Source organism: Bacillus sp. V5-8f (assembly GCF_002863565.1).
Taxonomy (GTDB): Bacteria; Bacillota; Bacilli; order Bacillales; family DSM-1321; genus Peribacillus.
Genome location: NZ_PGUW01000025.1, coordinates 24,770 through 47,755, shown reverse-complemented (window position 1 = coordinate 47,755; position 22,986 = coordinate 24,770). Strand labels below are relative to the sequence as shown.

Sequence of the window (22,986 nt, the reverse complement as noted above, 5' to 3'; positions counted from 1 at the left end):
ATGTTAACAAAACGGATCATCCCTTGCTTGGATGTAAAAGAGGGACGAGTCGTAAAAGGCGTACAGTTTGTTTCGCTTAGGGATGCTGGCGATCCGGTGGAACTCGCTGCCTTTTATGACAAGGAAGGTGCAGATGAGCTGGTTTTCCTTGATATTTCGGCATCCCATGAAGGCAGGCAGACGATGGTGGAAGTAGTGAAGGCTGTAGCTTCCAGCCTTGCGATTCCTTTTACAGTGGGCGGGGGCATCAATTCGCTTGAGGATATGAAACGGATTTTGCGTGCCGGCGCTGATAAGGTTTCATTGAATACTGCTGCCGTCCTTCGCCCTGAATTAATCAATGAAGGAGCCAGTTATTTTGGCTCTCAATGTATAGTTGTTGCCATCGACGCGAAATATGATGAAACAATCGGGACATGGAGAGTGTACACGCATGGTGGCCGAAAGCCGACTGAGCGGGATGTTATCACATGGGCAAAAGAAGCGGTAGACCGGGGCGCCGGGGAAATCTTACTGACAAGCATGGATTGCGACGGTGAAAAAAGCGGCTTTAACATCGACTTGACAAAAGCTGTGAGTGAAGCTGTGACGGTTCCAGTCATAGCCTCAGGGGGCGCCGGAAACGCGCAGCATTTTGAGGACGCTTTTAAAGCGGGGAAAGCAGATGCAGCATTGGCGGCCTCAATTTTCCATTACAAAGAAACCTCGGTAAAGGAAGTAAAAACGTTTCTTAAACAACAGGGAGTGGTTGTAAGATGAATATAGATGATGCCAAATTTGATGAAAAGGGTTTGATTCCTGCGATTGTCCAGGATGCAGATACGAAAGAAGTCCTGACCCTTGCGTATATGAATAAGGAATCGCTTGAACTATCCATTGAAAAAGGAGAAACGTGGTTCTTTAGCCGATCCAGGAACGAGCTGTGGCATAAAGGGGCTACCAGTGGGAATACACAGAAAATCGTTGAAATAAAGTTTGACTGTGACAGCGATTCTTTGGTTGTCCTGGTAAAACCAACGGGGCCCGCGTGCCATACTGGAACAACCAGTTGTTTTACAGAGTCTGTTTATACAACCGATGAACCTGCGGAGGAGAAAGCTGATGTTTCCTTTTTAACGGAGCTTGAAGCGCTTATCGCTGAACGGAAGAAAGCGATGCCGGAAGGATCTTACACTACTTATCTATTTGACAAAGGAGTGGACAAGATTCTGAAAAAAGTAGGCGAAGAAGCAGCCGAGGTGATTATTGCAGCGAAGAACCGTGACCATGAGGAATTATCGTGGGAAACAGCTGATTTGTTATACCACCTGTTTGTATTGCTTCAAGAGCAGGAGCTGCCTTTTGAGAAAGTACTTTCAGTGCTCAAGGAAAGGCATGCAGCCAAGGGATAAAAAGTAGGAAGGGGCGCTGACGCCTCTTCCTATTTTTTTGCATAATGTTTGCTAGAAGGTTTGATATTCTTTCTGCGTTTTCCGTTCGACTCTCAGCATTGGCTTTTTTAAGCTTGGCAAAAAACTGTTTAAACTAATTGAAACAATAATAGAAGCGACTACATCGTAAATGATATGCTGCTTTACAAATAAGGTAGACAGAATAATCAACGCACCTATGAAATAACAAATAAACTGCTGCCTAACACTTGTATTCTCCAAATTCAGGATGGACAGCATGATCGCACTTGTTGTAAGGACATGGATACTTGGGAAGCAATTAAATGGTTGATCGTTAGTATAGATAAAGTATACAAGCTGAATTAGCAGACCATCCCCTGAAAGCTCTGGCCTCGGTACCGTAGTTTGAAAGAAATAGTAAATGCAGAAGCATAGGACTTCACCAACAGTGATGAGAGAAATTGTCTTCCAATACAAAGCGGTACTCTTCTGCCAAAAATATAGCAGATAGAAAACGATATATCCGTACCAGCTTATATATGGAATGATGAAAACAGGGAGGAACGGAATGGAGTTATCAAACGAGGTTGATAAAGTCACCGCATCCTGATGGCTGTTATTTAACCATCCATATATCAACCCTAGTATCGGGAACACGAGTAAGCCTAATAAATCCCTTACTCTATTAGTCTTCTTATCGAACATGGCAACCCCTTCTTTTTTATGCAGATATTAGCCAACCTCTGCTTGTTAACGGCATGTAAAGGCGGTTTCTACTTAAATAACCTGATTTTCTTTTTTCTAATCATACAGAAAGGCAAATAGTTCACTTATAAAAACAGGCTTGCTGTAAGAAGAGTTATCTTTATTGGTTTGTATCATTCCTATAATCCTACTTTTTGCCATTTTCGGCATGGGGAAATGTTACTCAAACCCATGCTGCTATGGTATACTACTGTAGTTAAACAACTTGAAGATGGAGGATTTCATGGGAAAAGACTCTCAAGCAGGCCAGCAGGCCAAAATTTTGTCCTTTCACCCGACAGGAGAATATTATTTCACCAAGGGTTTAAAAGCATATCACAGACGTGATTTATATAAAGCAAAAAGATATTTCGAACGGGCGCTTGAGCTCGAACCAACGGAACCGATGATTGCCTGTCAGCTGGCAATTACATGCACGGAAATTGGGGAGTACAAATATTCGAATGGTTTACTTGAAAACATACTAAATGTATTGGATCCATATATGACAGAGTGCCATTATTTTCTGGCAAACAATTACGCCCATTTAGGCATGTTTCAGGAAGCTTACCGCCATGCAAGTGCGTACCTTGATAAGGAAGAGCACGGAGAATTCAGTGAAGATGCTGAAGACCTGCTTGATTTAATCACGTTTGAAACGGATGAAACGGAAGAATCCCTTGAGCAGCAGGACGATTTGATCAAGAAGCAGGAAAACGCACGCGAATACCTCGAGGCTGGGGATTTTCAAAAAGCGATTGATGTGCTGCAGGAAACGATTGAACAGCATCCTGAGTTCTGGTCAGCTTATAATAATCTGGCGCTTGCTTATTTTTATTTGGGAAAGCCGGATGAAGCATTCCGTACATTAGAGGAAGTTCTGGAAAAAAGCCCGGGTAATCTTCATGCCCTATGCAACCTTGTCGTATTTCACCATTATCAGCAAAACCAAGAAAAAGTTGAAGAATTAGTCAATGCGCTCGATAAGGTCAGGCCGATTTTGACGGAGCACCGTTTTAAGCTAGGAGCGACTTTTGCGTTAACTGGAAAATACGCTCTCGCATACAAATGGCTTAAGCAGCTTCAGAAAAACGGCTATGAAGGCGATGGCACCTTCTACTATTGGCTCGCTAATTCTGCTTTTCATTTGGGTCATGAAGCGACAGCAAAACAAGCATGGAATAAAGTACTTCAGCTAAACCCGGACAAAAAAGGATTGGAACCATGGGGAGAAACAGAGCCAGCTGACGACGGCTTTGAACACCAGGTTTCTTCTATATTAAAAAGGCTAGAAAGCGAATTTATTGAAGAAAGGATGTTTGCGATATTTTTGACCAAGCATTCTTCGCAAAAGGATCTTCTAATCGATCACCCTTACTTTCAAGATAATCCGCTATTCACACCGCTTGAAAAAAATTATGCACAATCCGTTATGGATCCTGATTCCAAGGAGACACTGCCTGCCATCGATTTTGCTGACCGGGCCGCAGAACTGCTGTATCACCATCACCAACCCATCCAGCTTAGTGAGGCGGGATTATTTTTAACGTGGTTTTCTGTATTCATGGAGGCTGAAACAACATACCATAAGTTGAATAATCCAGCAGCTTGGGCAGCAGCGCTGGAATATGTTTGGCACCAGCTGCGCAATGAAAGAAAGACCCAGTTGGAAATTGCCAAAAAACATTTGATTTCTGTCTCTTCTCTGTCTAAATATGTAAAAATGGTGAGTGCTCTTTTACAGTGAGCAAATATTTGGACTGATATATATTTGTTATATAGGATAGTAATAGGAAATACTAAACAATGGAAGAACTGTTAGTTTATCATGTAAATGATATTGGTGTACTGAAGGAGTGAACAAAGTGACTGAAGAGAAAATTTATGACGTGGTTATAATCGGTGCAGGTCCTGCTGGTATGACTGCCGCCGTATATACATCCCGTGCCAACCTCTCCACTTTAATGCTTGAGCGGGGAGTTCCTGGCGGCCAAATGGCCAACACGGAAGAAGTTGAGAACTACCCAGGCTTCGAAACGATTCTAGGTCCTGAGCTTTCTACCAAGATGTTCGACCATGCCAAAAAGTTCGGCGCTGAATATGCGTATGGAGATGTAAAAGAGATCATTGATGGGCAAGAATACAAAACTATTATCGCAGGATCGAAAGAGTATAAGGCCCGTGCAATTATCATCAGTGCCGGCGCTGAATACAAAAAAATCGGCGTTCCCGGCGAGAAGGAATTGGGTGGACGTGGCGTATCTTATTGCGCAGTTTGCGATGGAGCGTTCTTCAAGCAAAGGGAACTTGTCGTTGTCGGCGGGGGAGACTCTGCTGTTGAAGAAGGTGTGTACCTAACCCGTTTTGCTTCAAAGGTAACAATCGTACACCGCCGTGATGAGCTCCGTGCCCAAAAGATTCTGCAGGATCGTGCTTTTGAAAACGAAAAAATTGATTTCATTTGGAACCATACGATAAAAGAAATCAATGACAAAGACGGCAAAGTAGGCAGTGTTACCCTGGTTAATACAGTGAATGGGGAAGAACAGGAATTTAAAGCAGATGGCGTATTCATTTATATCGGTATGCTTCCGCTCACTAAGCCATTCCAGAACCTAGGTATAACAAATGAAAACGGCTATATTGAAACCAACGAGAAAATGGAAACAAAAATACCTGGCATTTTTGCCGCGGGGGATATCCGTGAAAAAACCCTTCGCCAAATTGTGACTGCTACTGGGGACGGCAGCATCGCTGCTCAAGCTGCGCAGCATTATGTAGAAGAGCTTCAAGAACAGATGAAACTTAAGGCATAACTTGCTCCGACACGAGAGTGGGGAAAGAGCTTCAGGGAAAACCGCTCGTGTAAAATCGCGAACCTCCTCCTCCATTCATGCCATAGATCTTATTGCACGGGGATAAATTTCATATATTTTACAATTCGTAACTGGCATTTAATTAAGTTGTAACATACATGCAATGTATGTTGGGTATAGTAATAATAGAAATTGACCCCCTTTTAAAAATATAGACCATGTTTGGCACGGACATTAGGTTCCGTGTCCTTTTTTTGTTGATAATGAAACGGTCAATGGATGGAAATTGTCAGCCATTGTTCATTGTAGGCGGTTTACAAAAATAGTATAATAATAAGAATTCATCTTGTTTCCTTTTAACAGAATTCTTAAATAGATAATCATAAATGAAGTCGATAGAAGATTTGCCTGATATGCAGCCCAACAAGGCTTTTTTATGAATGTTTGGTGCAAATCTGGAAAGCCCGAGGTGAAAAAAGTGCAGCGTGTTACGAATTGCGTGTTAATAAGAGACGGTCAAGTCTTGCTCTTGAAAAAACCGCGCCGCGGGTGGTGGGTAGCGCCTGGCGGGAAGATGGAGCCGGGAGAATCGGTACGGGATGCCTGTATCCGGGAGTATAGGGAAGAAACAGGAATGTATTTAAAGAACCCTGCCATTAAGGGGATCTTTACCTTTATTATGAAAGATGGAGATAAAGTTCTATCCGAGTGGATGATGTTCACGTTCTTTGCGACGGAGTCTGACGGTGTTAATGTGTATGAGAGTGAAGAGGGAGAGCTTTCCTGGCATGATATCGAAGAGATAAATAAACTGCCGATGGCCTCCGGAGACCACCATATTTTGGATTACATGATTCGCGGCAACGGGATCATTTACGGTACGTTTACATATACACCGGATTTTGAACTGATTGCATATAGGCTTGATCCAGGCTGATATATAAGAAATGGGTAGCTAATGATGATAGGTTAAGTGAAGTGTCTAAACAAGCTTAACTATTGGGGGGACAGATTATGAGTACTGGTTCGGTAGGGGAAACACAATTAGTCATTATCACAGGGATGTCCGGTGCGGGAAAAACGGTCGCTATCCAAAGCTTTGAAGATTTGGGTTTTTTCTGTGTCGATAATTTGCCACCCACATTGCTGCCGAAATTCCTTGAATTAATGAAGGAATCCGGAAATAAAATGAATAAAGTCGCCTTGGTCATGGACTTAAGGGGACGGGAATTTTTTGACCATTTGTTTAAAGCGCTTGACGATTTGGCCGAGACGTCATGGCTTACACCACAGATTTTATTTCTTGATGCGGATGATGCAGCCTTGGTGCGTAGATATAAGGAAACGAGAAGGACTCATCCACTCGCCCCTTCAGGCCGGCCATTGGACGGAATCCTCCAGGAAAGAAGCCTTCTTGAGGAATTAAAAGGAAGGGCTCAGACGATTTATAATACCTCTGAGTTAAAGCCGCGCGAACTAAGGGAAAAGATCCTCACGGAATTTTCGAATGATAAAAAAGCAATTTTTACTGTAAATGTGATGTCTTTCGGATTTAAGCATGGGCTGCCGATTGACGCAGACCTTGTGTTTGATGTCCGTTTTCTTCCCAATCCGCATTATATTGAACATATGCGGCCCAAAACCGGCCTTGATGAAGAAGTGTCAAGTTACGTGCTAAAGTGGAATGAAACAAACAAATTTCTGGAAAAAGTTATTGACTTGCTAAGCTTTATGCTTCCGCACTATAAACGGGAGGGAAAAGCCCAACTGGTCATTGCGATTGGCTGTACAGGGGGCCAGCATAGATCGGTAGCACTCGCTGAACACATCGCTAATCATTTTAAGAAAGATTATGTTACACATGTTTCCCATCGTGATATAGAGAAGAGGAAGAAAGTAGATGGCCAAAAAACTTAAGCAGCCAAGAGTAGTCATCATTGGCGGCGGTACCGGCCTGCCGGTTTTGTTAAGGGGTTTAAAAAAATATCCAGTTGATATAACAGCGATTGTCACGGTAGCGGATGATGGAGGCAGCTCAGGCAGATTAAGGAATGAATTGGACATACCAGCGCCGGGGGATATACGCAATGTTCTTGCGGCTTTATCAGACGTTGAGCCGCTTATCGAACAAATGTTTCAACATCGCTTTGGAAGCTCCAACGAGTTGACCGGCCATTCTCTTGGAAATCTCATCATTGCTGCCATGACTTCGATTACAGGGGACTTTGTTCATGCCATCCAGGAAATGAGCAAGGTTTTGAATGTAAGGGGCAAAGTGCTGCCCTCTGCGAACCAAAGCGTTATTCTCCATGCAGAAATGGAAGATGGCAGCATTGTTACGGGCGAGTCGAAGATCCCCTACTCAGGTAAGAAGATAAAGCGCGTGTTCCTTTCCCCGGACGAAATCATGCCCCTAAGGGAAACCATACAGGAAATCAAGCAGGCCGATTTAATTGTGCTTGGCCCGGGAAGCCTCTACACAAGTATTCTTCCAAACTTGCTTGTTCCGAGTCTTGGGGAAGAGATATGCCAATCAGATGCAAAAAAAGTATATATTTGTAACTTAATGACCCAGGCTGGTGAAACCTTGGACTACACTGCCAGTGATCATGTCAAGGCGATAAACGACCACATGAGCTGCTCCTTTATTTCAAGCATACTCGTAAACAACAAAGCCATACCCGAGGCGGTACTTGAGCGTTACAAAGAAGAGCATGCACAGCCGGTAAGGTTTGATTTGGAAAGTCTAAAGGAACTCGGACTGGAAATTGTAGAAGATCAAATCTATAGCTTTGATAATAACGTAATCAGGCATGATACAAAAAAAGTTGCTGAGCTCCTTTACAAAATGCTTTTAAATGAAACCAAAAGCCATGCCGATACGTAAATATAAGGACGAATGCCGAACGAAAGATATTTTCTGAAATGGAGGTGGAACCCTATGTCCTTTGCTTCGGAAACAAAAAAAGAACTGACAACTCTGGAAGAAAAAGATTGCTGCGGCAAAGCGGAATTATGCGCGCTTATTCGAATGAACGGTTCTCTCTCATTTTCCAATCGAAAGCTTATTGTTGACATACAAACGGAAAATGCGGCAATCGCAAGAAGAATTTATACTTTGTTAAAGAAAAGCTATGAAGTCCAGGTAGAGCTGCTTGTCCGCAAAAAAATGAAGCTGAAAAAGAATAATGTATATATCGTAAGAATATCTTCCGGCGGCCAGAAAATTCTTACCGATCTAGAAATATTGGGGGTTGGAATGGCAATCCAGCACAGCATTTCTAAAGACCTCGTCGCAAAGAAATGCTGCAAACGCGCCTACTTAAGAGGCGCTTTCCTTGCAGGAGGCTCCGTGAATAATCCAGAAACATCCTCTTACCATTTGGAAGTATTTTCTTTATATAAAGAGCATAATGATGCACTATGTGAATTGATGAATCAATTCGGCCTGAAGGCAAAGACGCTTGAACGCAAAAAAGGCTATATTACATATTTGAAGGAAGCGGAAAAGATTGCTGAATTCTTAAGTATAGTCGGAGCGCATAATGCCTTGCTTCGGTTTGAGGATGTGCGTATCGTGCGCGATATGCGCAACTCAGTCAACCGTCTAGTCAACTGTGAAACGGCCAATTTGAATAAAACAATTGGGGCTTCGTTGAGGCAGGTAGAAAATATCAGATATATTGAGCAAACCGCCGGTCTTGGCATACTGCCTGATAGGCTGCGGGAAATTGCAGAGTTAAGGGTCGCGTTTCAGGATGTAACATTGAAAGAGCTGGGAGAAATGGTATCCGGCGGCAATATCAGCAAATCAGGAATTAATCATCGGCTACGGAAAATTGATGAAATTGCAGAAAAGCTGAGATCCGGCGAAACTGCTTACCAGCTAAAAGTATAATAGGGAGGGGAGTAAAGAATGGTAGAAAAACAAGTGGAAGTCCGGCTGAAAAATGGATTGCAGGCCCGTCCGGCCGCGCTTTTTGTCCAGGAAGCAAATCGCTTCTCTTCTGAAGTATTTCTTGAGAAGGATGGAAAAAAAGTGAATGCTAAAAGCATTATGGGGTTAATGAGCCTCGCTGTAAGCTCAGGTTCTTTCATTACATTGAGTGTAGAGGGCAAGGATGAAGAGGAAGCCATTGAAGCCTTGCAGGCGTTTGTTGAACAAGAGATATAATGAATAGAAAACCCGCCAATTGGCGGGTTTCCTTATTATGAAATCAGAGGCTCTTTCATAGATTTCAACGATTATTTTTTGTCGTCGCCGTGATTTGGTGCAATGACCTTGTCAATTAGGCCATATTCCATTGCTTTTTCCGCGACCATAAAGTTGTCGCGTTCCGTGTCACGTTCGATCACTTCTAGCGGCTGGCCTGTACGCTCAGCAAGGATTTCATTTAATTTTGAGCGCAGGAAGAGAATGCGGCGTGCTGCGATTTCAATTTCTGTAGCTTGACCTTGGGCTCCTCCAAGCGGTTGGTGGATCATGACTTCACTATTTGGCAGTGCGAATCGCTTGCCTTTTTCACCTGCAGCAAGAAGGAAAGCACCCATGGAAGCAGCCATTCCGATACACACGGTAGAAACTTTCGGCTTAATGTGCTGCATAGTATCATAAATCGCCATACCAGCTGTGATGCTGCCACCAGGAGAATTGATGTACATGGTAATATCCTTTTCCGGATTTTCTGCTTCAAGGAATAAGAGCTGGGCAACAATGGAGTTTGCAACATTATCATCTATTCCGCTGCCGAGCATGATGATGCGGTCTTTCAAAAGGCGGGAGTAAATATCATATGCCCGTTCCCCGCGGTTTGTTTGTTCAATGACTGTAGGAATTAAGTTCATTCTTTCTTCCTCCTTAATAAGGGAATTGATATAGGTTTACCCTAGGCAGGTAAGAAACTTTCTTACCTGCATAAATCAGAACACAGACTAAGTGCGCCACTTCCTGTGGCAATGTCTGTGTGACCCGCATGCTCACAAAGCTGCCGCTTTGTTTCGTGCGATGTAACGCTGACGAAGCTTTCCTTGTCCTGCGGGCCTAACTACACCTCTGTCTTCGCCTTAACCAAGGCTTGCCAATTGGCGAGTGTCCTAATTTAGGGATCCTTTATGTAAGTAATGATACACTGTTTGGTCAATTTAGGTCAAACAAAACGCCATTGAAAGGTTAATAAATTGTTCGACAACTTCTAACCAAGAAAATTATTAGCTTTAACAATGATACCCAAGATTGGTTAAAATAAAACATATAACCTACTTGCCAACCAATTAAATTTATCATATAATAGGTTTCGTTGGCTAAACAACATCTAATACAATGGCTTCTAAGATATGCCCTCGTGGTGCAATGGATAGCACGCAAGATTCCGGTTCTTGAAATTCGGGTTCGAATCCTGACGAGGGCGTCATAAAAAAAGTGTTTCTGTGATTTTGATAAAATCGCGGGAACACTTTTTTATTTTTGGAGTAAGCAGGACTTAAGAGCTCCGAAAGCACATGCAATACTTAAAAAAATTGATTTTGGACAAATTCCTGCTGAATTCGGACAAATTACCATTGGTATCGGACAAATAAATATGAATTTCGGACAAATAAATAAGAGATTTGGACAGATTCCTAATAGGTTTGGACGAATATCATAGGAAAGCTACCCATTATGACTGAACTCTAAAGATACAACTACTGAGGATTCAACTGAGGGAACATTTTTTTGTTGACTAACTAAACGTATTACCTTATCTTGAGATAATTAAGATTTTTTTACTCTTGGACCCCTTTATCCACATAATATCCACAAATCATGCACATGATGTGCACAACTACATAGTAAGATATAAACATATTATTCACCAATTATCCACAGTTTTCACATTTATCCACAACCGGTTTGTTTTTACTGATGCTTATGTTCATCTTAACCAGCGTTTTTAAACCGAAGAATGCAATCCTTTGTAAAAAAATTTCTTGATTGTAGTATTAATATATTCGACGTATGTAAATAGAAGGTGAAACACTGAAGAAATGCCCTCATTGTTCCTAGAATTGAGCGAACAGGTCATACCGATTCAGCATTCCAGTTCGCGGCTTGGGGAAACATTAGTGAAAGCCCCTTGGGCCGGGTTGAAGTGAACCCTTGGGGCTTTTTCCCTTTTTAGGGTTTTGATTTTTAGTTGAAAAGGGAATCATTCATTTGATTTGTTATTGCTTACCATTTTTTTATGAGTTTCTTTTAGTTATTGCTCTTCTTGTGGACCATTTAGTTGTAACACAATCCTGCCAGACCATTCTTGGCCACTAGGTGTGCCAACTTTTATGTCAACTTCATTAGGCCACGACGGCTGTAGTCTTGGCTGCGGCCCCGGATAATAACCAGCCTGTTGCCCTGCTCGGTATCCTTCACGATACCCAGCTCGGTATCCTGCACGATATCCATCTCGATATCCTTGTCGGTATCCTTGGCGATACGCGTCTTGTTGCCCAGGATATCCCCCAAATTGTTGTTGCCTGTTGAGTTGATCTTCTGTTGTTTCTGTCTGGCTATCATGTTGCTGATTGATTGGATTAACCGGCACATGATAGTATTGATATTCATTATTCATAACATCACCACCAAAAGTATGGTATTCACTTCCGAAAACACCTGAGCCTTTCCAAACGATAAAAAAATACAGATATTCCTTCTTTCATATAAGCAAGCAACAAGGAGGAATTTAATAAACGTTTTATAAAGCTTTTTATTCAGAATTGTCTCCGTCTATTGTAAAATGAAAACACGGGGGGATTTATATGGATATGAGAGCGGGGCTTTTTCAGCAGCAGACATTAAAGTTGGCGATGACCCAGGAGCTGAGCCAGGCCATTGCCCTTTTGCAATATTCATCACAGGAACTGGCAGCTTTTCTGGAAAACAAGTCATTGGATAATCCCTTGATTTCCCTGGAATACCCAGGGGCGCTTTCTGTTCAGCAAAGGAAAGAAAAGGTAAAGGGGAATCGGTACTCCCAGCAGGATGCAACGTATTGGATTGAGAGGATTGGGCAGGAAACACAAACGCTCGAAAGTCATCTATTATCTCAATTGAAGCCTGGCCAGATGTCGGATGAACAGCTGAAGGTTTTTTTGCTTCTCATTAGGAATATCGATGAAAACGGATATCTAAGAACGGACCTCAATGAAATTGCTGCATATTCTGGCACGCCTGAAGCAGATGTTGCCGAATGCCTTCGCGTGTTGCACCAGCTAGAACCGTATGGAATCGGGGCAAGAAATTTGCAGGAATGCTTGCTTATCCAGGCAAGGCAAGGAAAACATCAATTGGCGGAAAAGATTCTTGAAGAACACTTTCTCCTCTTCGCTGAAAAAAAGTGGAAGGCGCTTGCTAAGGTTTTACAGATTACCTTACAGGAAATTCAATCTGTTTCGGACTATATACAAACCTTAAACCCTCGGCCGGGATCCATATACATCCAAGAAAAACCATCTTATATCATCCCCGATGTCAAGGTAAGACTTTTAAATGGCCAATTTACGATTGGCATTTTTGATAAAAATATGCCTGTGCTTTCTGGTAACGACATGTACCTGAGTCAAATGAAGCAGTACAATGATCGGCAGGTAAACAGCTTTCTCCAGGAAAAATGGCAAGAATACCAATGGATTTCCCGCGGGATTGAACAAAGAAAACAGACTATTTTGAAGGTTATGGGAAAAATAGTGGAAAAGCAGCCTGATTGTTTTTATAAAGGGTTGTCTTTTCTAAAACCAATGACCATGAAGGAAATCTCTGAGGAATTGGGCATTCATGAATCAACGGTCAGCCGTGCGGTCAAGGATAAGTATGTCCAGGCGCCATTCGGTACAGTGGAGATGAAGGCCTTTTTTACAAGCACGGTACAATCCACAGCTGATGATGATATTTCGGCAAGAATGGCAAAGCGTGCGATAGAAGAAACGGTACAGGCGGAAAATAAGTTGAAGCCTTTATCCGACCAGGAAATCTCCAATCAGCTTAAAGCGAAAAAAGGAATTGTCGTTTCCCGAAGGACAGTGGCTAAATACCGGGACCAACTGGGAATACAGCCTTCCTCTAAAAGAAAGAGATATGAGTAAACGGAAATGCATCCCTTGGAAGCAGCATGATAGATGATAAAGGGTGTTGAAGCTATGACTGGAAACGAATTTATATTGTACACGAGGGAAAAATGCCCCCTATGCAATAAAGCAAAAGCAATACTTGATGAGGTAGCCATGGTCACAGGGATAACTTATAAAGAATTTGATATCTATTCTGATGATGAATTACTAGAACGGTTTGGCTTAATGATTCCTGTCCTCGAATGGCAAGGTGCAGTCATCCAATATGGGATGATTGATCCCATCAGCCTTATTGATCAATTTCAAAAAGATAAAGCTTAATGGTTGAAGTAGAAAACTATTCCTGCTAGAATGAAAAACGTAGCAGGAATATTTTTTTTGCAACAAGTGGGACATTAATTGTATAGCCGGGACATAAATAGTCCCGATAGTAAGATGCAAGGAGTTGTCGAGATGCGCTCATTGCTTGACGTACAAAGGAGATTATTACCCGATCTTCTTACGGTTATGCAAAAACGATATGAGATCCTGCGCTATATTAAAATAATGCAGCCGGTTGGCCGTAGAAGCTTGGCGGTAAGCTTGAACCTGACAGAAAGAATCCTCAGAAGCGAGGTGGAGTTTCTAAAGGAACAAAAGCTTATCCAAGTTTTCAGCTCCGGGATGCAGCTCTCTGAAGAAGGGAAAGATATCCTGGACAAGTTAGAGGGAATCATGCGGGAAGTAATGGGTATAGACTTAATGGAGCAGGATTTAAAGCGGAAATTAAGTCTAAAGGAAGTCATTATCGTCACCGGTGACAGTGATCAATCACCTTGGGTGAAAAGCGAGCTTGGCAAAGCGTGCGCAAACCGTATGAAACAAGAATGGATTGGGAAAAATATCATCGCTGTGACTGGAGGCTCAACAATGGCAGAGGTTGCCGAAATGCTGACTCCTGACCATGATGGGAACGATTTGATGTTTGTCCCTGCCCGAGGCGGCCTTGGAGAAGATGTTCACAACCAGGCCAACATGATTGTTTCAAAAATGGCGGAAAAAGCGAACGCTTTCTATAAAGTCCTGTATATTCCGGACGAGGTTAGCAAAGAGGCGTATTTGTCCTTTATGAAAGAGCCCTCTATCAAGGAAGTCATCTCGCTGATAAAATCGGCCAACATTGTTGTGCACGGTATTGGGGACGCACTAGCTATGGCGCAGAGAAGAAAGACTGGCCCGGAAGTTATGAAAGTAATAACGGAAGGCAATGCTGTTGGTGAAGCCTTTGGCTATTATTTTAACGAAGATGGCGATGTTGTACATAAAGTGCAGACGGTCGGCCTTCAACTCGATGATCTTGATAAAGCGAAAAGTATCATTGCGGTTGCCGGCGGGAAATTCAAAGCGAAGGCGATACGCTCTTACATGAAGACAGCCCCTGCATCCACCGTGTTGATTACGGATGAAGCAGCAGCAAAAGAGTTATTAAAGGGGTAATATCCTTTTAAATAAATTTTTTTCCTAATTAAAGGAGGAACTAATCATGGCAGTTAAAGTTGGGATTAATGGATTTGGACGTATTGGACGTAATGTATTCCGTGCAGCGTTGAAAAATCCTAATGTAGAAGTAGTAGCAATCAACGACTTAACAGATGCAAACATGCTTGCGCACCTGTTGCAATATGATACTGTTCACGGAACTTTGAATGAAAAGGTTTCTGTTGACGGTGATTACCTGGTGGTTGAAGGCCAGAAGGTGAAAGTACTTGCTGAGCGCGATCCTGCCCAATTAGGCTGGGGAGACCTTGGAGTTGAAGTTGTTGTTGAATCAACTGGACGCTTTACAAAACGTGCTGACGCAGCAAAACACCTTGAAGCAGGCGCGAAGAAAGTAATCATTTCAGCTCCGGCAAACGGTGAAGATATCACAATCGTAATGGGTGTTAACAACGAAAGCTATGATGCAGCAAATCACCATGTGATTTCCAACGCTTCTTGCACAACCAACTGCTTAGCTCCATTCGCGAAAGTGTTGAATGATAAATTTGGCATTAAACGCGGAATGATGACTACAGTTCACTCTTATACAAACGACCAGCAAATCCTTGACCTTCCGCACAGCGATTACCGCCGTGCACGTGCAGCAGCGGAAAATATCATTCCAACAACTACAGGTGCTGCTAAAGCTGTTGCGCTTGTATTGCCTGAACTTAAAGGCAAGTTGAATGGTATGGCAATGCGTGTACCTACACCTAACGTTTCAGTTGTTGACCTTGTTGCTGAGCTTGATAAGTCAGTTACAGCTGAAGAAGTTAACGCTGCGTTGAAAGAAGCGGCGGAAGGCGAATTAAAAGGCATTCTTGAGTACACTGAACTACCATTGGTATCTACTGATTACAACGGTAGCCCTGCTTCTTCTACTATTGATGCATTATCTACAATGGTAATGGAAGGCAACATGGTGAAGGTTCTTTCTTGGTATGATAACGAAACTGGTTACTCTAACCGTGTAGTTGACCTTGTTGATTACATCGCATCAAAAGGATTGTAATTCCGATATCTTTGTGGAAATTTTGGATAATTTGGCACAAAGAGATTATAATGAAAAAAGAGAAAAAGGGGAGATGGGATATATGCCCTCTCCCCTTTAAACTGATACTATATTTCAACAGGTTCCGTCTAAACAAAGGAGGTCGCTAGAGTCATGAATAAAAAGTCGGTTAAGGACATTGATGTCAGAGGAAAACGCGTTTTTTGCCGGGTGGATTTTAACGTACCAATGGAAAATGGGAATGTAACGGATGATACACGTATCCGTGCAGCTATTCCTACTATTCAGTACTTAATCGGCGAAGGAGCGAAGGTCATCCTTGCAAGCCATCTTGGACGTCCGAAGGGGCAAGTGGTGGAAGAATTGCGCCTTACACCAGTTGCAAAAAGGTTAAGCGAATTGCTTAATAAAAACGTGGCGAAATCCAATGAGGCATACGGCGAGATTGCGAAGTCAGAAGTTGACAAGTTAGGAGAAGGCGACGTCCTTCTATTGGAAAACGTACGTTTTTATCCTGGGGAAGAAAAGAACGATCCGGAATTGGCTAAAGCATTTGCTGAACTTGCAGATGTGTATGTGAATGACGCGTTTGGTGCAGCCCACCGTGCTCACGCCTCCACAGAAGGGATCGCGAAGCACCTGCCTGCTGTTGCGGGACTGCTTATGGAACAAGAGCTTGATGTTTTAGGCAAAGCATTATCAAATCCGGAACGTCCATTTACGGCAATCATTGGCGGAGCAAAGGTTAAGGACAAAATCGGCGTAATTGAAAACCTGCTAGATAAAGTAGATAACTTGATTATCGGCGGCGGGCTTGGCTATACGTTCGTAAAAGCAAAAGGATATGAAATCGGGAAGTCCTTGCTTGAAGAAGATAAAATTGACCTTGCTAATTCTTTTATGAAACAGGCGGAAGAAAAAGGAGTCAAGTTCTATATGCCAGTTGATGTAGTAGTGGCAGACGATTTTTCAAATGATGCGAATATCAAGGAAGTAGCGATTGACTCCATCCCATCTGATTGGGAAGCTCTTGATATCGGCCCAAAAACAAGAGAAATCTATGCAGACGTGATTAAGAACTCTAAATTGGTGATCTGGAATGGACCAATGGGAGTATTTGAGTTAGAAAAGTTTGCGAACGGAACGAAGAGGGTTGCCGAAGCGCTTGCAGAAGCAGGGGATACTTACAGCGTAATTGGCGGCGGAGATTCAGCTGCGGCCGTTGAAAAGTTCAACCTTGCTGATAAAATGTCACATATTTCAACTGGTGGCGGTGCTTCCCTAGAATTCATGGAAGGCAAGCAATTGCCAGGTGTTGTAGCCCTTAACGATAAATAAAGTTCTCAATTCCAAGCGGTTATCGAACATTAAAAACCGTCTAATCATGAAAGGATGGTAGAAATGCGTAAACCTATCATTGCAGGAAACTGGAAAATGAATAAGAACCTTTCTGAGGCTAAGAGCTTTTTAGAAGAGGTAAAAAGCCTTGTCCCGTCGAGTGAAGCTGTTGATTCCGTGATTTGTTCACCAGCGTTGTTTCTAAATGAACTTGTCCAGAATGCTGAGGGAAGCCAAGTAGAAATCGGTGCTCAGAATATGCACTTTGAAGAAAGCGGTGCTTTCACAGGTGAAATCAGCCCGGCAGCTTTACAAGATATCGGGGTTAAATATGTGATCATCGGACATTCCGAACGTCGCGAAATGTTCAATGAAACCGATGAAACAGTGAACAAAAAAACCCGTGCTGCCTTTACAAACAATCTTACTCCGATTGTTTGCTGCGGGGAAACACTAGAACAGCGTGAGAGCGGAAAAACGAACGAGCTTGTTGGCGGTCAAATTCAAAAAGCATTAGAAGGTTTGACGGAAGACCAGGTGAAGCAAACCGTCATTGCTTATGAACCTATTTGGGCGATCGGAACAGGAAAATCCTCTACTGCTGAGGATGCAAATGAAACTTGTGCACATATCCGTTCTGTTGTAGCATCTCAATTTTCACAAGAGGCTGCTGACGCTGTACGCATCCAGTATGGCGGTAGCGTGAAACCTGCCAATATCAAAGAATATATGGACCAGCCTGATATCGATGGTGCATTGGTTGGCGGAGCAAGCCTTGAAGCCCAATCTTTCCTTCAATTGCTGGAGGCGGGAAGCAAATGAGTAAAGCACCTGTAGCGTTAATCATCTTAGATGGCTTCGGCTGCCGTTCTGAGTCAAAGGGCAATGCTGTAGCCCAAGCAAAGAAGCCAAACTTCGATCGCTTTTGGAACACGTTCCCCCACACAGAATTAACCGCAAGTGGTGAAGCGGTAGGCCTTCCAGCAGGACAAATGGGGAACTCCGAAGTAGGTCACTTGAACATCGGTGCGGGGCGCATTGTATACCAGAGTTTAACACGGGTCAATGTAGCCATTCGTGAAGGCGAGTTTCAAGCAAACGAAACCTTCCTTAATGCGATGAAGCATGTTAAGGAAAAAGGTACAGACCTACACCTATTGGGGCTGCTTTCTGATGGCGGCGTACACAGCCATATTAATCATATGTACGCACTGCTTAAACTAGCTGCCAAAGAAGGTGTAAAGAATGTTTACATCCATGGCTTCCTAGACGGACGCGATGTAGGTCCGCAAACCGCTAAAGGTTTCATTGAAGAAGCAGAGGCAGAAATGAAGGAAATTGGCGTAGGGAAATTTGCTACGATTTCAGGCCGCTACTATTCTATGGACCGCGATAAGCGCTGGGAACGTGTGGAAAAATCTTACCGTTCCATGGTTTATGGAGACGGACCGGCATACTCCTCCGCTATGGAGTGCGTAGAGGATTCATATGACCATGGTATTTTTGATGAATTCGTTATTCCATCTGTAATCACTGCCGAAGATGGAAAGCCGGTAGCCACAATCAAAGACAACGATGCGGTTATTTTCTATAACTTCAGGCCGGACCGGGCCATCCAGATTTCGAATACATTTACAAATGAAGATTTCCGTGCATTCGACCGTGGGCCGGGACATCCGCAGAACCTTCATTTTGTATGCTTGACTCATTTTTCGGAAACAGTAAAGGGGTATGTAGCCTTTCAGCCGGTCAATTTGGATAATACGCTTGGTGAGGTTCTGTCCCAACATAACCTGTCACAGCTCCGAATTGCGGAAACGGAGAAATATCCGCATGTCACATTCTTTATGAGTGGCGGCCGGGAAGATCAATTCCCTGGCGAAGAGCGCATTCTCATTAATTCACCGAAGGTTGCGACTTATGACTTGAAGCCGGAAATGAGCGCCTATGAAGTCACAGATGCAGTAGTCGAACAAATTGAGAATGATAAATTTGATGCGATCATCTTGAATTTCGCCAACCCGGATATGGTCGGGCATTCAGGAATGCTGGAGCCTACGATTAAAGCTGTCGAGACAGTGGACGAATGTCTAGGAAAAATTGTTGATTTAATTGTTTCTAAAGGCGGTACTGCCATTATCACCGCTGACCACGGGAACGCGGATGAAGTGGTGACATTAGAAGGAAATCCGATGACTGCCCATACGACAAACCCTGTTCCTGTAATTGTTACCAAAAATGGGGTAACATTGAGAACAGATGGCATTCTGGGCGATTTAGCACCAACGATGCTCGATTTGCTGAACGTAGAAAAGCCTGTTGAAATGACAGGAACCACTTTAATTAATAAATAAAACTTATATAAAAGGAGAGATTTTCTATGCCATTTATCCAATATGTATATGCACGTGAAGTACTTGATTCCCGCGGTAACCCAACTGTTGAAGTGGAAGTAATGACTGAGTCCGGTTTCTTTGGCCGTGCTATCGTTCCTTCTGGTGCTTCAACTGGTGAATATGAAGCGGTTGAGCTTCGTGATGGAGACAAATCTCGTTATCTTGGAAAAGGTGTTCAAAAAGCGGTTGATAACGTGAATGAAATTATTTCAGAAGCTATTATCGGCATGGATGTTACAGACCAAGTTGGCATTGACCGTACGATGATTGAATTAGACGGTACAGAGAATAAAGGAAAGCTGGGAGCTAACGCAATTCTTGGTGTTTCCATGGCTTGTGCTCACGCAGCTGCTGAATCTGTTGGCCTTCCATTATACCGTTACCTTGGCGGATCCAATGCGAAGCAGCTTCCAACACCAATGATGAACATCATTAACGGCGGATCCCATGCTGACAACAACGTGGACTTCCAGGAATTCATGATTCTTCCTGTTGGAGCTTCTACATTCAAGGAAGCAATCCGTATGGGAGCGGAAGTATTCCATGCATTGAAATCAGTTCTTTCTTCTAAAGGCTTGAATACAGCTGTTGGTGACGAAGGTGGATTTGCTCCAAACCTTGGTTCAAACCGTGAAGCGCTTGAAGTAATCATCGAAGCTATCAAAAAGGCTGGTTATGAGCCAGGCAAAGATGTTTACCTTGGCATGGATGTTGCATCGTCTGAATTCTTTAACAAAGAAACAGGCAAATATGACCTTGCTGGTGAAGGCCGCACAGGCTTAAGCTCTGAAGAAATGGTAAGCTTCTACGAGGAATTGGTTAACGAATTCCCAATCATCTCTATTGAAGATGGATTGGATGAAAACGACTGGGATGGCCACAAGCTATTAACTGAACGCCTTGGCGGCAAAATTCAATTAGTTGGTGACGATCTATTTGTTACAAACACTAAGAAGCTTGCTGAAGGTATCGAAAAAGGCGTCGGCAACTCTATCCTTATCAAGGTCAACCAAATCGGTACACTAACTGAAACATTTGATGCAATTGAAATGGCTAAACGTGCAGGATACACTGCAGTAGTTTCCCACCGTTCAGGGGAAACAGAAGATGTTACAATCGCTGATATTGCGGTAGCTACTAACGCTGGCCAAATTAAAACAGGTTCAATGTCCCGTACAGACCGTGTTGCTAAATACAACCAGCTTCTCCGCATCGAGGACGAGCTTGGCGATTTAGCGGTATATGGCGGATTGAAATCTTTCTACAACCTTAAAAAGTAATAAACAAAAAGTTCGAATATAGGAATATACGGTTTGGAGACGTCTAAGCTGTGTAGTCATCTTACTGAATTTAATCGCACAAACATGTATGAAAAAACCTCCTGTTCAGTGTATAAAGCACTGAACAGGAGGTTTTTTGTTCTATGAGAGTAGAACTTGCCTGTACAAAACTTGCAAATACGAATGCAATGCGTAGTAAAGAAATGGATCAAGGGAGGAATGAGCCCCCTTAATTCTCCTCATAGACCGGAAAAACGGTGGGACATACATGCGTATACCATGACTAACTGAATTGGTTAAGTTTTTTACCGTTTTTCTTATAAAACTTCTTGGTTACAGTTAAAAATGTAATCAAGTGTAATACGCTACGTAAAACGTTCACTATTGTGGGGACATACAATACATCGAATCTTAATAAGGCATTAAGCCCTATTTATACATTTTTTTAAAGGAAATTACGAACAAAAAAGGGAATTAAAAAGTGAAAGGGAAATTTAAGAGGCTGTTTGCTGTGCTCTACTAAATTATTTATCCTTAGGAGTGATAAGATGAAATATAATTTTGCATCAGATGCCGTAGATGTGTTGTCTCAATTATTTTTTAAACGAACCACTAAACATGAATACCTGGCTATGAGCACTGCTCAATTTTACATAGAAGAATTACGTTTACTAGAGGATACAGAAGCAGTTGCACACGCTATAGAGAATCATGAAGCTTGGGCGCTCATTCCAATTTTCAGATTATTCGATAACCGGGCTTGTGATGACATTGAATGTAACTTGAGCGGAAAAGTGTACTTGTAACGCTGATTACCACAATGGCGGTTCTCTGAGAATAAAATGATGTAGCAAATTACCTGCCTCTGACAAGAGTCAGGTTTTCTTATTTCAAGACAATTGTTTGAGAAAGAAAGTTGCAGACGGAGGAGAGGGGTATAATGCATTAATTAAAATATCATCGTTGGCATCGATATGAAATGTTCCATGTTTCTGAACTTCAGCATAAAAAACATCGGAATAGGTTACTCCTTTATACCGACTTATAGAATTTGTTAATTCGATTGATTAGAAGAGTTTCGATATTAGGCAGAAAGTATGTATTGATTCCGTAGGTTGAAAAATCCACCGGAAAACGACACACCGCTGTCAGAAGGGAACGCTATCTTAAAAAAGAATATTACTTCATAACAGGAACTACATTCATATACTCCTCCAGTGTAATACCTTGCAAAGTAATCTTTTTTGCAATGTCCAAACCTACATACCGTAAATGCCAAGGTTCATATTTATAACCGGTAATTTTTTGCTTGCCTTCTGGATAGCGGATGATAAATCCATGTTCATTCGCATGATTTGCAAGCCATTCTGCTTCTATTGTTTTCCCAAAGCAGTCGACTGTTGCACAGATTCCACTGCTGCCGCTAACATCAATAGCCAGTCCCGTTTCATGCTCACTTGTTCCAGGGGAAGCACTATATGTTTTGGCTGCTTCAAGGCCGTCCCTTTGAATATTGTTTTGGTATATCTGTTTCTGAGTGGCATAGGATCGGTAGGCGGAAACTCCAGCTAAAAACACACCATCGTTCTCGGCTGCCTCAAATAATTTTTCTAAGGCATATGCCGCTTCCCGCCGCAACATCCTTTTTTCTGTTTTTTCGTCAAAGAGAAAAGGAACATCGGGATAAATTAGATCTGTTGGTTTATAATTTTCGGGTAATGCAAATTCTTTGTTAACAAGTACTGGGATTTCATTTGGTTCGGATACGACCACTTTTTTCTCATTTTGTTTTCCAGCCCCAGTTTCAACGACTTTTTTGTCCTTGGCAATTATATTAAGAGGGATCGTTTTATCTGTAGATTCTTGAATCCAGCCCTTAAATTGGGCGTACGTGAATAGTAAAAGAAAGACTGCAGTTATGATTGCAAATATGTTCACTAAAGGCATTTTCATAGTATAACTCCTAATAATACAGTATATTGGAATATTTTGGCCGAAAATGGCGGAGTGTATACCGGTATGCTGCAACTATCACTAAGGCTAAGATCAACATTGCATTGTAGTAATGGCAATAATGTGGTACAGTAAAGATAATGTTTTTTCGGTATTCGGGAGGAATAACAGTATGCATACATTTCTAGTCGTTTTATTGGTTATCGTCTGTATCGGTCTTATCGTGAGCGTATTGCTGCAATCCGGGAAGAGTGCGGGTTTGTCCGGCTCCATTGCTGGTGGCGCTGAACAGTTATTCGGCAAACAAAAGGCTCGGGGAATTGATTTGGTCCTACACCGTATTACGGTCGTTCTATCCGTTTTATTTTTTGTTCTTACGATGCTGGTTACTTACTTTGGCCTATAAATCTTATATACACATCAAAAGCTGGGCTGACGCGC

General features: G+C 42.5%; 23 protein-coding genes and 1 tRNA gene. 21 read left to right on the top strand and 3 right to left on the bottom strand.

The features are described from left to right. Entirely contained in the window at nucleotides 1-759 is a 759-nt protein-coding gene (gene hisF, locus CUU64_RS20380) for an imidazole glycerol phosphate synthase subunit HisF (RefSeq protein ID WP_101635510.1), read from the top strand. Continuing rightward, nucleotides 756-1,391: a bifunctional phosphoribosyl-AMP cyclohydrolase/phosphoribosyl-ATP diphosphatase HisIE gene (hisIE, locus tag CUU64_RS20375; RefSeq protein ID WP_101635509.1), complete on the top strand. Its 636-nt coding sequence runs from the start codon at nucleotides 756-758 to the stop codon at nucleotides 1,389-1,391. Before hisF ends, hisIE begins: the two co-directional genes overlap by 4 nt. A 51-nt stretch (nucleotides 1,392-1,442) precedes the next feature. Here hisIE and CUU64_RS20370 read toward each other — a convergent pair whose 3' ends face one another. After that, complete coding sequence (locus CUU64_RS20370; protein WP_101635508.1) at nucleotides 1,443-2,096, bottom strand: phosphatase PAP2 family protein; 654 nt, start codon at nucleotides 2,094-2,096, stop codon at nucleotides 1,443-1,445. A gap of 283 nt (nucleotides 2,097-2,379) precedes the next feature. Between CUU64_RS20370 and CUU64_RS20365 the strand changes: the two genes are divergently transcribed. From CUU64_RS20365 to CUU64_RS20335, 7 genes are all read left to right on the top strand, one after another. Continuing rightward, nucleotides 2,380-3,882 (top strand): tetratricopeptide repeat protein, encoded by a 1,503-nt coding sequence (locus tag CUU64_RS20365; protein ID WP_101635507.1) that lies wholly within the window; start codon nucleotides 2,380-2,382, stop codon nucleotides 3,880-3,882. Between the two features lie 118 nt (nucleotides 3,883-4,000). Further along, nucleotides 4,001-4,951, top strand: a complete 951-nt coding sequence (trxB, locus tag CUU64_RS20360; RefSeq protein ID WP_101635506.1) for a thioredoxin-disulfide reductase — start codon at nucleotides 4,001-4,003, stop codon at nucleotides 4,949-4,951. 478 nt (nucleotides 4,952-5,429) lie between these two features. After that, nucleotides 5,430-5,888: an NUDIX hydrolase gene (locus CUU64_RS20355; protein WP_101635519.1), complete on the top strand. Its 459-nt coding sequence runs from the start codon at nucleotides 5,430-5,432 to the stop codon at nucleotides 5,886-5,888. A 77-nt stretch (nucleotides 5,889-5,965) separates the two neighbouring features. Continuing rightward, nucleotides 5,966-6,868, top strand: a complete 903-nt coding sequence (gene rapZ, locus CUU64_RS20350; RefSeq protein WP_101635505.1) for an RNase adapter RapZ — start codon at nucleotides 5,966-5,968, stop codon at nucleotides 6,866-6,868. Further along, entirely contained in the window at nucleotides 6,852-7,838 is a 987-nt protein-coding gene (locus CUU64_RS20345) for a gluconeogenesis factor YvcK family protein (RefSeq protein WP_101635504.1), read from the top strand. The genes rapZ and CUU64_RS20345 overlap by 17 nt, the downstream gene beginning before the upstream one ends. Before the next feature lie 54 nt (nucleotides 7,839-7,892). Next, nucleotides 7,893-8,849: a DNA-binding protein WhiA gene (whiA, locus tag CUU64_RS20340; RefSeq protein WP_101635503.1), complete on the top strand. Its 957-nt coding sequence runs from the start codon at nucleotides 7,893-7,895 to the stop codon at nucleotides 8,847-8,849. 18 nt (nucleotides 8,850-8,867) lie between these two features. Beyond that, entirely contained in the window at nucleotides 8,868-9,125 is a 258-nt protein-coding gene (locus CUU64_RS20335) for an HPr family phosphocarrier protein (protein ID WP_101635502.1), read from the top strand. 71 nt (nucleotides 9,126-9,196) lie between these two features. On the opposite strand, the gene clpP is transcribed toward CUU64_RS20335, so the two are convergent. Then, nucleotides 9,197-9,814, bottom strand: a complete 618-nt coding sequence (gene clpP, locus CUU64_RS20330; protein WP_257985609.1) for an ATP-dependent Clp endopeptidase proteolytic subunit ClpP — start codon at nucleotides 9,812-9,814, stop codon at nucleotides 9,197-9,199. A gap of 473 nt (nucleotides 9,815-10,287) precedes the next feature. Between clpP and CUU64_RS20325 the strand changes: the two genes are divergently transcribed. The 11 genes from CUU64_RS20325 (at nucleotide 10,288) to CUU64_RS20275 (ending at nucleotide 21,398) form a co-directional block, all read left to right on the top strand. Continuing rightward, nucleotides 10,288-10,359: transfer RNA gene (locus CUU64_RS20325), tRNA-Arg, on the top strand. 941 nt (nucleotides 10,360-11,300) lie between these two features. Beyond that, nucleotides 11,301-11,465 carry a hypothetical protein gene (locus CUU64_RS22235; protein WP_180954695.1) on the top strand — a complete coding sequence of 55 codons (165 nt, stop codon included), beginning with the start codon at nucleotides 11,301-11,303 and terminating at the stop codon, nucleotides 11,463-11,465. 275 nt (nucleotides 11,466-11,740) lie between these two features. Further along, nucleotides 11,741-13,063, top strand: a complete 1,323-nt coding sequence (rpoN, locus tag CUU64_RS20315) for an RNA polymerase factor sigma-54 (RefSeq protein ID WP_101635499.1) — start codon at nucleotides 11,741-11,743, stop codon at nucleotides 13,061-13,063. 54 nt (nucleotides 13,064-13,117) lie between these two features. Next, nucleotides 13,118-13,369 carry a glutaredoxin family protein gene (locus CUU64_RS20310; RefSeq protein WP_101635518.1) on the top strand — a complete coding sequence of 84 codons (252 nt, stop codon included), beginning with the start codon at nucleotides 13,118-13,120 and terminating at the stop codon, nucleotides 13,367-13,369. A 132-nt stretch (nucleotides 13,370-13,501) separates the two neighbouring features. Beyond that, nucleotides 13,502-14,524, top strand: coding sequence for a sugar-binding transcriptional regulator (locus tag CUU64_RS20305; protein WP_101635498.1), 1,023 nt, complete (start codon nucleotides 13,502-13,504; stop codon nucleotides 14,522-14,524). A gap of 46 nt (nucleotides 14,525-14,570) precedes the next feature. Continuing rightward, entirely contained in the window at nucleotides 14,571-15,578 is a 1,008-nt protein-coding gene (gene gap, locus CUU64_RS20300) for a type I glyceraldehyde-3-phosphate dehydrogenase (protein WP_101635497.1), read from the top strand. A 153-nt stretch (nucleotides 15,579-15,731) separates the two neighbouring features. Beyond that, nucleotides 15,732-16,916, top strand: coding sequence for a phosphoglycerate kinase (locus CUU64_RS20295; RefSeq protein WP_101635496.1), 1,185 nt, complete (start codon nucleotides 15,732-15,734; stop codon nucleotides 16,914-16,916). Nucleotides 16,917-16,979: 63 nt separating this feature from the next. Further along, complete coding sequence (gene tpiA / locus CUU64_RS20290) at nucleotides 16,980-17,738, top strand: triose-phosphate isomerase (RefSeq protein WP_101635495.1); 759 nt, start codon at nucleotides 16,980-16,982, stop codon at nucleotides 17,736-17,738. Next, nucleotides 17,735-19,270: a 2,3-bisphosphoglycerate-independent phosphoglycerate mutase gene (gene gpmI, locus CUU64_RS20285; protein ID WP_101635494.1), complete on the top strand. Its 1,536-nt coding sequence runs from the start codon at nucleotides 17,735-17,737 to the stop codon at nucleotides 19,268-19,270. The genes tpiA and gpmI overlap by 4 nt, the downstream gene beginning before the upstream one ends. 26 nt (nucleotides 19,271-19,296) lie before the next feature. Then, nucleotides 19,297-20,592: a phosphopyruvate hydratase gene (eno, locus tag CUU64_RS20280; protein WP_101635493.1), complete on the top strand. Its 1,296-nt coding sequence runs from the start codon at nucleotides 19,297-19,299 to the stop codon at nucleotides 20,590-20,592. Nucleotides 20,593-21,140: 548 nt separating this feature from the next. Next, complete coding sequence (locus tag CUU64_RS20275) at nucleotides 21,141-21,398, top strand: hypothetical protein (RefSeq protein WP_101635492.1); 258 nt, start codon at nucleotides 21,141-21,143, stop codon at nucleotides 21,396-21,398. Between the two features lie 373 nt (nucleotides 21,399-21,771). Here CUU64_RS20275 and CUU64_RS20270 read toward each other — a convergent pair whose 3' ends face one another. Further along, nucleotides 21,772-22,545: a M15 family metallopeptidase gene (locus CUU64_RS20270; RefSeq protein ID WP_101635491.1), complete on the bottom strand. Its 774-nt coding sequence runs from the start codon at nucleotides 22,543-22,545 to the stop codon at nucleotides 21,772-21,774. A gap of 172 nt (nucleotides 22,546-22,717) precedes the next feature. Between CUU64_RS20270 and secG the strand changes: the two genes are divergently transcribed. Continuing rightward, a complete protein-coding gene (secG, locus tag CUU64_RS20265) occupies nucleotides 22,718-22,951 on the top strand; it encodes a preprotein translocase subunit SecG (protein ID WP_101635490.1) in 234 nt (77 codons plus the stop codon). Nucleotides 22,952-22,986 lie beyond the last annotated feature (35 nt).